Annotated in this window: 14 protein-coding genes; 11 read left to right on the forward strand and 3 right to left on the reverse strand. The window is 37.6% G+C overall.

The features are described from left to right. Positions 1 to 18 precede the first annotated feature (18 nt). Positions 19 to 804 carry a ChbG/HpnK family deacetylase gene (locus KQI94_RS06310; protein WP_002368966.1) on the forward strand — a complete coding sequence of 262 codons (786 nt, stop codon included), beginning with the start codon at positions 19 to 21 and terminating at the stop codon, positions 802 to 804. Positions 805 to 842: 38 nt separating this feature from the next. Here KQI94_RS06310 and KQI94_RS06315 read toward each other — a convergent pair whose 3' ends face one another. Further along, positions 843 to 1,673, reverse strand: a complete 831-nt coding sequence (locus KQI94_RS06315; protein ID WP_002356708.1) for an undecaprenyl-diphosphate phosphatase — start codon at positions 1,671 to 1,673, stop codon at positions 843 to 845. 115 nt (positions 1,674 to 1,788) lie between these two features. On the opposite strand from KQI94_RS06315, the gene KQI94_RS06320 reads away from it, so the two are divergent. The 5 genes from KQI94_RS06320 (at position 1,789) to KQI94_RS06340 (ending at position 6,887) form a co-directional block, all read left to right on the forward strand. Beyond that, positions 1,789 to 2,349, forward strand: coding sequence for a PTS glucose transporter subunit IIA (locus KQI94_RS06320; RefSeq protein ID WP_216454342.1), 561 nt, complete (start codon positions 1,789 to 1,791; stop codon positions 2,347 to 2,349). 150 nt (positions 2,350 to 2,499) lie between these two features. Further along, positions 2,500 to 3,609, forward strand: coding sequence for a MupG family TIM beta-alpha barrel fold protein (locus KQI94_RS06325; protein WP_002368968.1), 1,110 nt, complete (start codon positions 2,500 to 2,502; stop codon positions 3,607 to 3,609). After that, entirely contained in the window at positions 3,584 to 4,474 is an 891-nt protein-coding gene (murQ, locus tag KQI94_RS06330) for an N-acetylmuramic acid 6-phosphate etherase (RefSeq protein WP_002356712.1), read from the forward strand. The genes KQI94_RS06325 and murQ overlap by 26 nt, the downstream gene beginning before the upstream one ends. Before the next feature lie 22 nt (positions 4,475 to 4,496). Next, positions 4,497 to 5,951, forward strand: coding sequence for a PTS transporter subunit EIIC (locus tag KQI94_RS06335; protein WP_002368969.1), 1,455 nt, complete (start codon positions 4,497 to 4,499; stop codon positions 5,949 to 5,951). 87 nt (positions 5,952 to 6,038) lie between these two features. Beyond that, the gene (locus tag KQI94_RS06340) at positions 6,039 to 6,887 is read left to right on the forward strand and encodes a MurR/RpiR family transcriptional regulator (RefSeq protein WP_002382748.1); all 849 of its coding nucleotides are present in this window, start codon (positions 6,039 to 6,041) and stop codon (positions 6,885 to 6,887) included. Between the two features lie 49 nt (positions 6,888 to 6,936). On the opposite strand, the gene KQI94_RS06345 is transcribed toward KQI94_RS06340, so the two are convergent. Continuing rightward, positions 6,937 to 7,647: a histidine phosphatase family protein gene (locus KQI94_RS06345; protein ID WP_002368970.1), complete on the reverse strand. Its 711-nt coding sequence runs from the start codon at positions 7,645 to 7,647 to the stop codon at positions 6,937 to 6,939. Positions 7,648 to 7,687: 40 nt separating this feature from the next. Beyond that, positions 7,688 to 8,314, reverse strand: coding sequence for an MBL fold metallo-hydrolase (locus KQI94_RS06350; RefSeq protein WP_002356716.1), 627 nt, complete (start codon positions 8,312 to 8,314; stop codon positions 7,688 to 7,690). A gap of 219 nt (positions 8,315 to 8,533) precedes the next feature. Here KQI94_RS06350 and guaD point away from each other — a divergent pair, with 219 nt between their 5' ends. The 5 genes from guaD (at position 8,534) to KQI94_RS06375 (ending at position 13,892) form a co-directional block, all read left to right on the forward strand. Next, positions 8,534 to 9,919, forward strand: a complete 1,386-nt coding sequence (gene guaD, locus KQI94_RS06355) for a guanine deaminase (protein ID WP_002367060.1) — start codon at positions 8,534 to 8,536, stop codon at positions 9,917 to 9,919. A gap of 3 nt (positions 9,920 to 9,922) precedes the next feature. Continuing rightward, a complete protein-coding gene (locus KQI94_RS06360; RefSeq protein WP_002359736.1) occupies positions 9,923 to 11,254 on the forward strand; it encodes a nucleobase:cation symporter-2 family protein in 1,332 nt (443 codons plus the stop codon). Between the two features lie 141 nt (positions 11,255 to 11,395). Next, positions 11,396 to 12,373, forward strand: coding sequence for a GMP reductase (gene guaC / locus KQI94_RS06365; RefSeq protein ID WP_002356720.1), 978 nt, complete (start codon positions 11,396 to 11,398; stop codon positions 12,371 to 12,373). 161 nt (positions 12,374 to 12,534) lie between these two features. Continuing rightward, positions 12,535 to 12,867, forward strand: coding sequence for a PadR family transcriptional regulator (locus KQI94_RS06370; RefSeq protein ID WP_002356722.1), 333 nt, complete (start codon positions 12,535 to 12,537; stop codon positions 12,865 to 12,867). Continuing rightward, on the forward strand, positions 12,864 to 13,892 hold the full coding sequence (locus KQI94_RS06375; RefSeq protein WP_002368972.1) for a permease prefix domain 1-containing protein: 1,029 nt from the start codon (positions 12,864 to 12,866) through the stop codon (positions 13,890 to 13,892). Before KQI94_RS06370 ends, KQI94_RS06375 begins: the two co-directional genes overlap by 4 nt. The last annotated feature ends 103 nt before the right edge of the window (positions 13,893 to 13,995 follow it).

Genomic DNA, 13,995 nt, shown 5'->3' on the forward strand with positions numbered 1-13,995 from the left:
AGAAAAGAGGGGGAGCTGTTGGTTAAAGTAATTGTTGATGCTGATGATTTTGGGATGTCAGAAGCGATTAATCATGGCATTATCAAAAGTTATGTCGATGGTTTAACGACGTCGACACTTTTGATGCCCAATTTACCAACAGCAGAACACGCCGTTGCGTTAGCAAAAAATTATCCAGGATTATTTGTAGGTCAGCATACGAATTTTTTATTAGGGAAACCTTGTGCGGACCCATGTATGATTCCTTCATTGGTAGATGAACAAGGCAATTTTCATCGCTCTTCTTATTATCGTCAACAAAAGCAAGTAACCTTCGTATATGAAGAAGTACGACTTGAAACGATTGCGCAATTGACGCGCTTTAAGGAACTAACTGGACATTATCCTGAACATTTTGATTGCCATTCGATTGGGGATGAAGTGGTTGATCACGTATTTTTAGAATTAGCAGAAGAGTACGGACTTCATACAACCCTGAAATATAGTGGGGAAAAAGAATATCCACCGCAACAAGGTTATTTTCAGGTGACACATTTGTTAGAGTCTGGCGCGTTATCTTATATTCACGAAGGCGTATCAGTGGAGAATTTTTTAAAAGATGACTTTGGTTTATTACGGATGCCGGAATCGGCAATTGCTGAGATGCATTTTGATGTTGGGTATTTGGATCAATTTGTTTTAGACAATTCTTCATATACCACTTTACGCTGCAAAGAATTAGCAACGATTTGTGATCCTCGTGTTCGTCAGTGGTTTGAAGAACAGGGGATTGAGCGAATAACGTTTGGCGATTTAAAAAAATAAAACCGTTGCTTTCAATAGTGAAAGCAACGGTTTTATTTTTATGAGAATAACCAGTAGCCAATTAAAATCGCACCTAAAATTACACGATACCAACCGAAAACTGTAAAATCGTTTTTCTTCAAGTAATTCAATAAGAATTTAATCGCAATGATGGAAACAACGAAGGCAACAATAGAGCCAGTTAATAAAATAATGATTTCTTCTGATCCAAACGTATTTCCTTTGGCCAAGAATTTAAAGATTTTTAAAAAACTTGCTCCAAACATTACTGGAATTCCTAAGAAAAATGAAAACTCTGTTGCAACAAAACGTGAGGCCCCAATTAAGATTGCCCCTAAAATGGTCGCTCCTGAACGTGAAGTTCCTGGAATTAATGCCAGTACTTGGAAAGCACCAACGATTAAAGCGGCTTTATAAGTGAAATCTTTTAGATTAGTACACTTCGGTGCAACATTTTTATTTCGTTTTTCAATGATAATAAAAGCAATCCCATAAACAATTAACATAATCGATACTGTTAAAAAGTTATAAAAATGTGCATCTAAATAATCATCAAATTTTAGACCAATAACTGCCGCTGGTAAACAAGCGACTAAGACTTTAGACCAAAGAATCCAAGTATCTTTTTTCTCTTCGCCATTTTTCTTTGGTGAGAAAGGATTCAATTTGTGGAAGTATAAAATAACAACCGCCATAATCGCTCCCAATTGGATAACGACGTTGAACATTTCCATAAAATCTTTACTTAGATCGAGTTTAATAAACTCATCCACTAAAATTAAATGTCCGGTACTACTAATTGGAAGCCACTCGGTAATTCCTTCGATAATACCAAGAATAATTGCTTTCCATAGGTTAGCAAAAAGCATGTCACCATTCCTTTCTGAAATAAATGCAAAATACATCAAGTATAAGTATACCCGCTGACAAAGTAAATGCCAATGCAAATTCTTATTTTAAAATAAATTTTAGAATTATACAAAGGTGCCACTTGTAATTCATGAAACTTTTTTCTATACTAGTGATACTTTAAAAAATTGGGGAAGAGAAATGTTTGGATTTTTGAAGAAAAAGAATGAAGTTGTCGAAAATAATACAATGTATGCCGTTGCCAATGGAACCGTTATCCCAATTAGTGAAGTGAATGATCCTGTTTTTTCACAAAAAATGATGGGAGATGGCTATGCAGTAGTTCCAGAAAATGGTGAAATTTATGCACCTATTGAAGGAGAAGTTTTAAGCGTTTTCCAAACAAAACATGCCATTGGTTTAAAAATGACAAACGGTCTTGAAATTTTATTACACATGGGTATCGATACGGTAGAGTTAAACGGGGCACCGTTCACTATTAAAGTGAAAGAAGGCGACCAAGTGACTGCAGATACGGTGGTCGCAATTGCTGATTTAGAAGCAATTAAAGCAGCTGGTAAAGGAACTGAAATGGTTGTCATTATTACCAACATGGATAAAGTAACACAATTTTCGTTAGAGAAAACTGGCGTGGTTACAGCTGGTACACCAGTTGGCTCTGCCACAGCCAATTAATGAATTAGACAGATATTTCTATAAAGGAATATCTGTTTTTTTTGAACATAAATAAAATTTTATTTTGGAATTAAAAAATATTTAGAAAAATAGTTGAAATTTTATTTCAAACAAGTTATAATGAAAGCGTATTAGAGAGGAGCTAAAAAGATGTATGGTATTTCAGTTTTTCTTGGTGAAGAGATTACAAACGATACAATTATTTATATCAAAAAGATGAAAGCGCTTGGATTTGATGGTATTTTCACTTCTTTACACATTCCAGAAGATGATACTTCTCTTTATCGCCAACGCTTGACTGATTTAGGGGCAATTGCTAAGGCAGAAAAAATGAAAATTATGGTAGATATTTCAGGTGAAGCGTTAAAAAGAGCGGGTTTTTCTTTCGATGAATTAGAGCCTTTAATCGAGTTGGGCGTAACTGGCCTTCGGATGGACTACGGCATTACGATAGAACAAATGGCTCATGCTTCACATAAGATTGATATAGGATTGAATGCTAGTACCATTACACTGGAAGAAGTGGCTGAGTTAAAGGCTCACCAAGCGGACTTTTCTCGCTTAGAAGCTTGGCATAATTATTATCCAAGACCTGAAACCGGCATTGGAACAACATTTTTTAATGAAAAGAACCGCTGGCTTAAAGAATTAGGCTTACAAGTTTTTACTTTTGTGCCAGGAGATGGGCAAACAAGAGGCCCAATTTTTGCTGGTTTACCAACATTAGAAAAACATCGTGGGCAAAATCCTTTCGCCGCTGCCGTTGGTTTGATGGCTGATCCTTATGTCGATGCTGTTTATATTGGTGATCCTACAATTAGTGAGCGAACCATGGCTCAATTTGGTTATTATCACCAAACCAATCAATTTCTGTTAGAAGTAGCACCTAGCGAGAGCCGCTATTTGAAGCGAATACTTGGGACTCATACCAATCGTTTAGATGCTGCAAGAGATGTTTTGCGAAGTGAATTATCAAGAACGAGTGAAATGTTCAGAAAAGATGAAATTGCAACGATTGAGTCAGAGCAGACTGAAGCACGTCCAGTGGGAACCGTAACGATTGATAATGAAAAATATGGTCGCTATATGGGAGAAATTCAAGTCACACTGGTGGACTTGCTGAAAGATGAAAAAGTCAATACGATTACACGAATTATTGAAAAAGATCAAACGATATTGCCGTTAATCAAGGCAGGAAATCAATTTACGCTGGTCACGGAAGGAACGATAGAGAATGAATTTAGAAAACTTAACAACTGAACGTAGAAATGAAAATACAATGGGCTTAGATGAGATGAGTGTCAAAGAAGCTTTACAAAAAATGAATCAAGAAGACCAAAAAGTTGCAATGGCAGTGGGTCAAGAATTAGCAGCCATTGAACCAGTGGTAGAAGCCATCATCAAAAGCTTCAATCAAGGCGGCCGCTTGATCTACATGGGCGCTGGTACGAGTGGTCGGTTAGGTGTCTTAGATGCAGCCGAATGTGTACCAACTTTTGGCGTCGAGCCAGAGATGGTTCAAGGCCTCATCGCTGGTGGTCAAAAAGCAATGACTGTCGCAGTAGAAGGTGCTGAAGATTCAAAAGAACTAGGTCGTCAAGATTTAGTTGATCTAAAACTATCAGCAAATGACATTGTTGTCGGGATTGCAGCCAGTGGTCGGACGCCTTATGTAATTGGCGGTTTAGAATATGCTACAACGGTGGGAGCAGCTACCGCAACTGTGGCATGTAATAAAAATGCCGAAATTAGTAAGTATGCGCAAATGCCGATTGAAGTAGATGCAGGACCTGAATTTTTAACAGGTTCGACTCGCTTGAAATCTGGGACAGCTCAAAAATTAATTTTAAATATGTTATCAACTATTTCCATGATTGGTATTGGGAAAGTCTACAATAACTTAATGGTTGATGTAAAACCAACCAATGAAAAATTAGTGGAGCGTTCCAAACGGATTATTATGGAAGCAACGGGTTGTAGTTATGAAGTTGCCGAACTAAAATTTGTAGAAGCAGAAGAAAATGTGAAGTTAGCAATTGTAATGATTTTAACTGATAGTACTAAAGAAGAAGCAACACAAAAATTAATTGACGGGAATCAATTTATCAAGAATACATTAAATTAAGGAATTAGGAGGGTGTTTTAACATGGCAGAAGAAAGAATTAAACGCATTGCTGATGGGATTTATAAAGAAGTTGGTGGTCAAGAAAACGTGGACAAAGTCATTCATTGTATGACTCGTGTTCGTATGGATATCCGGGATTATGACAAAGTGGATATTGAAGGATTGAAAAAAATTGATGGCGTTATGGGCGTCGTAGAAGATGATACGTTGCAAGTAGTTGTTGGTCCAGGGACTGTTAACAAGGTTGCACAAGAAATGGTAGATCAAGCAGGTGTCAAATTGGGAGAACCATTTAATCATGGCACCACAACTGATGCTGCAGCAGGCAAATCTGGAAAAGATTTAGTAGAAGAAAAAGCCGCTCAAATGAAAGCACAACAAAAAGCGAAACAAAATAACACTTCACCATTTAAAAAAGTGTTAAAAGCCATTTCTAGTATCTTTGTTCCGATGATTCCTGCCTTTGTTGGGGCTGGTATTATTGGCGGGATTGCAGCTGTTATGTCTAACTTAGTTGTTGCTGGTGATATTTCAGCTTCATGGCAACAATATATTGATGTCTTAAATATCATTAAAAATGGGATTTTTGCTTATTTAGCTCTTTACACTGGGATTAACAGTGCCAGCGTTTTTGGTGCAACGCCAGCATTGGGTGGTGTTATTGGGGCAGTCACAATGTTGACAGGAATGAATCCAGATGCACCAATCAGTAATATTTTCACTGGGGGAACATTATCTGCAGGACAAGGCGGAATTATCGGTGTTATTTTTGCCGTATGGTTATTATCATTGTTAGAAAAACAATTGCATAAAATTGTCCCAGAATCAATTGATATTATCGTAACGCCAACCATTTCACTTTTAGTGATTGGCTTAGCAACTATTTTCTTAATCATGCCTGTAGCCGGAGCTATTTCTAATGGCTTAGTTGGTATTATCAATGTTGTCTTAGAAAAAGGTGGCATGGTTGCTGGCTTTACTCTTGGTTTAACCTTCTTGCCAATGGTAATGTTTGGTTTACATCAAATTTTGACGCCAATCCACATTGAAATGATTAATCAAACAGGGATGACTTTGTTATTACCAATTCTGGCCATGGCTGGTGCGGGACAAGTCGGTGCAGCTTTAGCATTATGGATTCGTTGTAAATCAGATAAAAAATTAGTTGAAATGATTAAAGGTGCCTTGCCAGTTGGGATTTTAGGTATTGGTGAACCATTAATCTACGGAGTTACTTTACCATTAGGACGTCCATTTATTACTGCTTGTATCGGCGGTGGTATTGGTGGTGCGGTGATTGGGGCCTTCGGTAATGTTGGTGCGATTGCTATTGGACCAAGTGGGGTGGCTTTAATTCCGTTAATTGCCAACAACCAATGGCTTGCTTATGTATTAGGTTTATTGGCCGCTTACGCAGGTGGTTTTGTAGCAACGTTATTCTTTGGGATTCCTAAAGATATGCAAACAACTAAATAATAAATAGAAAAAAGGAGAACTTGGCTTCTCCCTTTTTCTTTGTTAAAATTTAATTGCGTAGGAAATGGTGTATCAGGAGGGGTGTTTATGCAACAAAATATTGTCTTATCTATCCAAGATCGTCTACAACAATTACCAAAATCAGAACGGAAAATCGCAGAATATATTTTAAAAAATACAGAAACAGTTATTTCAATGAATGCGCAAGAGCTAGCGAAACAAGCAGGATCAAGTCCAGCGGCAATTATTCGCTTTTGTCATTCTATGGATGTGAATGGCTTCACAGAGTTGAAACTTTTATTATCTGCAAATCTTGGCCAAATGAAGCAGCAAATGTACACTGAAGTTACTAAAGGGGAATCAACAGCTGATATTAAACAAAAGTTACAGGCGCGCTTTGTTCATGTGGTTGAGCGAAGCGGTCAGACATTAGAGGATGTCGCAGTGAATGAAGCCGTCGATTTGTTGGAAAAAACAGAAGTAATTTTTGTCTATGGGTTGGGCGCCTCTTCGTTGGTTGCTCAAGATATTTATCAAAAGTTTACGCGATTAGGCCGAACGGTATTTACAACATTGGACCATCATTTATTTGCTTCTATGTTAGGCTCAACAGAAAAGCCTAGTGTTTTTATTGTTATTTCTAATTCTGGAACGAATAAAGAAGCAAGTACTTTAGCTGATTTAGCGAAGCAGCAAGGGATTCCTATTATTAGTATCACACAAGATGAAAAATCAGTGATTGGTGAAAAAAGTGATATCGTCCTTCAAACCTCTAGTGGGGAAGACGTGCCATTGAGAAGTGCGGCTACTGTTTCCTTGGTGGCACAATTGTATGTAGTTGATGTTTTGTTTTTTGCTTATGCAGCAAAAAACTATAAGGAAACCTTAGAAAAAATTCAAATCTCAAGAAAAAATGTAGAACGTTTAAAAGAATAAACAAAAAGAGAAGGTTATCTGTCAAAATGACAGATAATCTTCTCTTTTTTTACAATAAACGGCGCTTTTCAGCGATCTTTTTTCCCTTTTCAATATAAGAACTATCATTAATTCCTTGAATGGTAAATGTTCCTTTTTCGTAAGTTAAGGTCGTCACGCTACCATTCTCCAGCGCCATCTGCATAGGCAAACTTGCATCAATTAAGGAAAGTAAAAAGGAAATTGTTAGTCCATGGGAAACCACCATGACTTTGCCGCCACCATTTTTTTCTCGATGATGAGCGATATCTTCGAAACCAGACCAAACACGATCACGGATAACTTCATAAGGCTCCGCCCAGTCAGCCGTATCGGCTTCAATAATAGCATTTGCTAGATCACGATAGGTAATCTTCGTGGTCATCATGTCCTCATAACTTTTAAAAGCTAAAATGCGTGGCACCACACCCCAAAGTTCACCATCATAGCCACCATCTAAAGAACCAAAACACCACTCACGAATCCGTTTATCGGTTAGGTAAGGAATCTTTTGGTGGTTTTGATGTTCTTGTAAAATAATCTGAGCGGTTTGCATGGCACGACCACTATCACTACTATAGGCTTCCTTAAAGTCTATGTCCCTAAGACCTAAGCCTAAATGATAAATGCCTTCTTCTCCTTGTTTGGTTAAGGGGGTATCTGACCAGCCTTGGGTACGGCCAATCGTATTAAACATGGTTTTTCCGTGACGAATAATATAAAGTGTCGTTGCTTCAGTCATTGCTACTCCTCCTAAGTTTCTTTAAATAGTGAATAAATCTCTAATTAAAAAATGGGTTTGTGGCTTTTTCATGTTGAATGGTTGTGGCATCACCATGGCCTGGATAAACAGGAAATTCTTCTGGTAAAGTGAATAGATAGGTCGTAATGCTGTGTAATAATTGTTGCATATCACCAGTGTGCAAATCGGTACGACCAATACTACCTTTAAACAATGCATCCCCAACAACAACAAAATCATCAAAGACAAAGCTGACGCTACCAATTGAATGACCAGGTGTTGGGACTACGGAAAATTTCATGCCGCCAATTTCATAATCGGTTAGTTTAAATTCATGTTCGGCGGGCTGAACAATAATATTTGCTATATCATCATGTCTGCCTAATCCTGAAAGATTCAAAATAGGATTGGAAAGCCACGCTTGTTCTAATGGACTAACATAAACAGGGATTTGATAATGATGGCGCAATTCTTCTACCGCACCAATATGATCATAGTGAGTATGTGTTAATAAAATAGCGGCTGGTTTCTTCCCTAAACGGGTAATTTCTTGAATTAGTTTTGCTCCTTCTGCACCTGGATCAATAATTAATAATGCTTCTTCATTATAAACAAGATAACAGTTTTCTTGAATAACACCTGTTCTAATTTGTTCGATCTGTATCATCTCAGGACCTCCTAAAGTTCTAACGATTCTCTTCAAGTATACCGAAGAATCTTAAGAATAGAAAGTTTTCTTGTTTATCCAAAGAAAAAATAAATCATTCTTAGAATGTTCGGTTTTTGCTTGTTTTAACACGTATTTTTTTAAAAAAAATCACATTTTTATAGTTATTAAGCGAAAGTTTATGTATAATCTTCATGTGATAGTAAGGAGGAGTATTAAATGTTTCATTTTGTAATAAAAGGAACAGGTTTTTCTAGTAAAAATTTGCAAGAGATTAAAGTTTATGAAGAGACACTTTTTTGTATAGATGAGGCCGGAGTAATTCAGGAAATAATTGAACCAGATGCTGAAGCGTATGAAACTGTGCTAGCAGAACAAAAAGAGGCACAACGTTTTCAAGAATTGCCCCAAGATTCTTATCTTTTACCCGGCTTTGTTGATTTACATGTCCATGCACCTCAGTGGGCACAATCTGGGACCGCCTTGGATATTCCATTGTATGAATGGCTGAATACGTACACGTTTCCTTTGGAGTCCAAATTTGCAGATTTAACATTTGCCCAACAAGTCTATGATGAACTGGTAACCCAATTGTTAGCTAATGGGACAACAACAGCCCTTTATTTTGCAACCATTCATTATGAAGCTAGCCGTCGTTTGGCAGAGATTTGTGCGGAAAAAGGGCAGCGTGGCTTAATTGGCAAAGTTGTAATGGATGATCTTAATGAGAATCCTGAATACTATCGTGATCAAACAACGCAACAAGCATTAGAAGAAACGGAACGGTTTATTCAAGAAATTCAAGCATTAGCGCAGCAAACAAAACAAGGCGTGTATCCCGTTGTAACTCCGCGTTTCATTCCTAGTTGTACAGAAGAAGCACTTAAAGGATTAGGAGAATTAGCAGCGAAATATCAAGTCCATGTTCAAAGTCATTGTAGTGAGAGTGATTGGGAACATCAATTTGTTCAAGAACGTTTTGGAAAAAATGATGCTCAAGCATTGAATGATTTTGGTTTATTGACAGAAAAAGCAGTGATGGCACATGCAGGCTTTTTAGAAGAAGCAGATATGAATTTATTCCATGAAACAGGGACGGCTGTGGCGCACTGCCCAATCTCTAATGCTTATTTTGGCAATGCAGTAACACCGATTGCAAAATTAGTACATCAACATCAAGTAGAAGTTGGTTTAGGTAGTGATCTTTCAGGTGGTTTTTCACCAAGTCTTTTTGACAATTTAAAGCAAGCAGTTATTTCTTCTAGAATGTTAGAAGATGGCGTGGATGCTACAAAAAAACCAGAAGTACGAGGTGTTAAAACAGCACGGATTACAGTAAATGAAGCGTTTTATTTAGCTACTGCTGGTGGTGGTCAAGCGCTAAGTTTGCCAATTGGAAAATTAGAAAAAGGGTATGCTTGGGATGTTCAAATTATTAATACAAGCTTGTCACAAGCACGAATCCCTAAAAATCCAGGGGAATCATTGCTTGATATTTTCCAAAAAATCTTATATTTAGCACGACCAGAAAATATTCGAGAAGTCTGGGTACAAGGTGAAAAAGTACATGATAAAAATTTAATGTCAGCAACTAAAGGAGTATAAAAAATGAGTGAAAAGAAACAAAATAATCTTCATTTAACAGTGGGGCCAGAAGATTCAGTATCTTTTGGGCAGGCCACTATGTTAGGGATTCAGCATGTCTTAGCAATGGACGTGTACGTCGTACCTGTAATCATTGCTTCAATTATTGGTATTAGCACAGCACAAACGTCTTCTTTAATTCAAGCAACATTCATAGCAGCAGGACTTGCCACGATTATTCAATCTCATTTTTGTATGAGATTACCAGTTGCGCAAGGCCCTTCATTTATTCCAATCGGGGCAATTGCAGGAATTTATTTTGCCAATAACCAACAAGGAAATGGCTGGGGCGCAGTTTTAGGTGCTAGTTTAGTGGGGGCAATTGTTGTTATTATATTAGGATTTACTGGTATCTTTAATCGTTTAATCACTAAATTTGTTCCACCAATTGTGGGAGGAACAATTATTTTTGTGGTGGGGCTTTCGTTAATGCCAGTCGCTTTATCGGATAATATTTACCATGCAAAAGGGGAATTAGGACAAAATATTTTATTAGCATTTATAGCAGCGGGGACGTTGATCTTCTTTGCGCTCTTAGGTTCTGCTTTGAAAAAAGGGCGGATTTTCCGCGTTTCTTCTGTCATTTTGGCATTATTATTTGGGAGCATCGCGGCACAATTATTAGGGGTACTTGATTTATCAGCCGTTAGTGAAGCGGCTTGGTTTAGTTTGCCTCAGTTACCATTAGTTAACTTTTCTTTCCAATTTGATTGGTCAGCCATTGCCACGATGTTAGTTATTTATCTGGTTTTAATGGCGGAAACAACAGGCACTTGGTTTGCTGTGAGTCATGTTGTCGCTGAACCTTTGACCGAAGAAAAAATTAATCGCGGCGTAATTGGCGAAGGCTTAGGTTGCTTAGTTTCTTCATTCATTGGCGGCACGCCAGTAACTAGTTACTCTACAAATGCTGGGATTATTTCAATCACTGGAGTTGCTAGTCGCAAGGTTTTTGTGGCTGCAGGTGCGTGGTTTGTCTTATTTGGCTTATCTGGAAAACTTTCCACCTTGATTTCGGCCATTCCGGCACCAGTTATCGGCGGTGTTTTTGTGGTTGTTTGCGGCATCATTTCTGTAAGTGGAATGAAAGTCATGAGTGATGTAACAATTCATGAAAAAGAGATGTATGTAATTGCCGTTCCGATTATTATGACATTAGCGTTGACATTGTTACCAAAAGAGTTTTTGGAAACTCTACCACAATTTTTACAATATTTGTTTAGTTCACCCGTGGCAACTGCCTCAATTGTTGCTATTTTATTGCAGGCCATTTTACCAAACGTTCAAGAAGGGTAAAAAGATTAATTTTCGTTAAAACGCCTTTGACAAGTGGCGATAAATAGTGTAAATTAACAATGGTGTTTTTAAACACGAACGTTAAACGGCCGAATGTTCGGTTTTTACGTTATTTTTGTAAATAACTAGGAGGCAGTAAGTATGAAAGTTTTTGATTATGAAGATGTCCAATTAATTCCCAATAAATGTATCGTGAATAGTCGTTCTGAATGTGATACTACAGTAACTTTAGGAAAACATTCGTTTAAAATGCCTGTCGTTCCAGCGAACATGCAAACAATTATTGATGAAACGATTGCGGAAACCCTTGCTGAAAATGGTTATTTTTATATCATGCATCGGTTTGATGAAGAGGCCCGAGTGCCATTTATTAAAAAAATGCAACAAAAGGGCTTGATCACGTCAATTAGTGTGGGTGTGAAAGAAGGGGAATACGCTTTTGTTGAAACGTTAGCCCGAGAAGGTTTAGTTCCTGACTACGTGACAATTGATATCGCCCATGGTCATTCAAATGCGGTGATTAATATGATTCAACACTTGAAAAAATCTTTACCAGAAACGTTCGTTATTGCGGGCAATGTTGGAACACCAGAAGCCGTTCGCGAATTAGAAAACGCTGGAGCCGATGCCACCAAAGTGGGGATTGGACCAGGAAAAGTTTGTATTACTAAAATTAAGACTGGCTTTGGGACAGGTGGCTGGCAGTTAGCGGCTTTACGTTGGTGTGCCAAAGCTGCTCGGAAACCAATTATTGCAGATGGTGGGATTCGGACCCATGGAGACATTGCAAAATCTGTGCGTTTTGGGGCAACTATGGTCATGATTGGTTCATTATTTGCTGGACATGAAGAATCACCAGGTGAAACAAAAGTGGAAGATGGCGTTGTTTACAAAGAATACTTTGGTAGCGCCTCTGAATTCCAAAAAGGCGAAAAGAAAAACGTTGAAGGCAAAAAAATCTGGTTACGCCATAAAGGGAAGTTGGCAGATACTTTAGTCGAAATGCAACAAGATTTACAATCTTCCATTTCATACGCGGGAGGTCGCGATTTAGAAGCGATTCGTAAAGTTGATTATGTGATTGTAAAAAATTCTATTTTTAATGGTGATACCATTTAACATTCAACTATAGACTGAAAAGAAGACAGCACGTAGTGCAGAAATTAAAATGATTTCTGCATTACGTGCTTTTTTTACTTTACCTATCGTAGTAATCGTGTTAAGATAATTACAACGACAGACGTAGTACGATAGTTGAAGTACTTGAGGGAGGAATTTATGTGATTGGTAGTGATGCAATTCGAGGATACAACGATACCTTTATTCTCTCAATCTTACAATCCGGCGCTTCATATGGTTATGCGATTTCTAAACGCATTCGTGAAATTTCTAAAGAACAATATTCGATTAAAGAAACGACACTTTATTCTGCTTTTACACGTTTAGAGAAAAATGGCTACATTGAATCATTTCCAGGAGAAGTAACGCATGGCAAAAAGCGGACCTATTATCAAATAACCCATGCAGGAGAGCGTTATTTAGAGGAAAAGTTACTAGAATGGGAAGTAACAAAAGACGTCGTCGAAGCATTTGTAAAGGAGATGGGAAAATGAAAATTATAGAAGAATTTATTGATAGCTTATTTTCAGGCGTTGTTGAAACATCTGAAACAAAACAATTAAAGGCGGACTTATTAGCAAATGCTGAGGATCGTTATGAAGATTTGCTCAGCCAAGGAAAATCGGAAAATGAAGCAATTGGTACAATTATTTCTGAATTTGGTACTATTGATGAATTAATGGAAGAATTGAATTTAGAAAATAAACAAGTGGATGAAACAAACGATTCAATGAACGGTTTGCCAGAAATTTCAGTGGAGGAAGGACTTGACTATTTAGCTGTCCAACGTAAAGGTGCTATTCAAATTGGTCTTGGTGTTGTTGCAATCATGGTGAGTGTTGGCTTGCTGGTTGGTATGCGTGGTGTTCTTTCTAACGGTCTCGGTTTAGTTTGTCTTTTCATAGGTGTGGCAATTGGCGTTCCATTATTTATTGTTGCTGGTAATCGGTTTGTTGCAATGGACAAACAACTGGGGCAACGATTGATTCCGACTAAGTTAAAAAAAGAAGTTGCACAAAGAGAACAAAGTTTTCAACGATCATTTATTTTTTGTATGGCAGCGGGTGTCGTTTTTTGTATTTTGGGTTTAATCCCAGTTGTTGTCTTTAGTAGTGGCCTTCATCTGATGATGCGCCGTTCCATGCATCAAATGATGGGCGGACAATATTATAATGGAACGATGGGGATTAGTTGGCTCTTCTTTTTAGTATCGGTTGGTGTCTTCTTGTTTATATTTGGTGGAGTAATTAAAGGAAGTTTTAATAAATTGTTGAATGAAACTTATTTTTATTCAGAACATGTTGGTCATCCTGATTTTGCCCCTCAGCAAACTAAAACAGAGGAAGGACCTGTGGGAAATCCTGTCGGTGCAATTATTGCATCCGTTTATTGGCCCTTAGTTGTTGCACTCTATCTATTTATTAGTTTTGTTTTAGGGGATTGGCGGTTTAGTTGGTTAATCTTTATGTTCGCAGGAATCTTTTATAACACCATCCAAGCATTTTTACACAAACATTGAGACAAACCTGTTAATAGTAAAACAGAAAAGTGGGACATTCGTCAAAACGGCTGTCTCACTTTTCTTGTATTTTCGATTGACAAAAGTATTGAACTGGATTACT

Origin of the sequence: Enterococcus sp. S183_ASV_20 (assembly GCF_018919685.1) — a bacterium.
Classification (GTDB): domain Bacteria; phylum Bacillota; class Bacilli; order Lactobacillales; family Enterococcaceae; genus Enterococcus; species Enterococcus faecalis.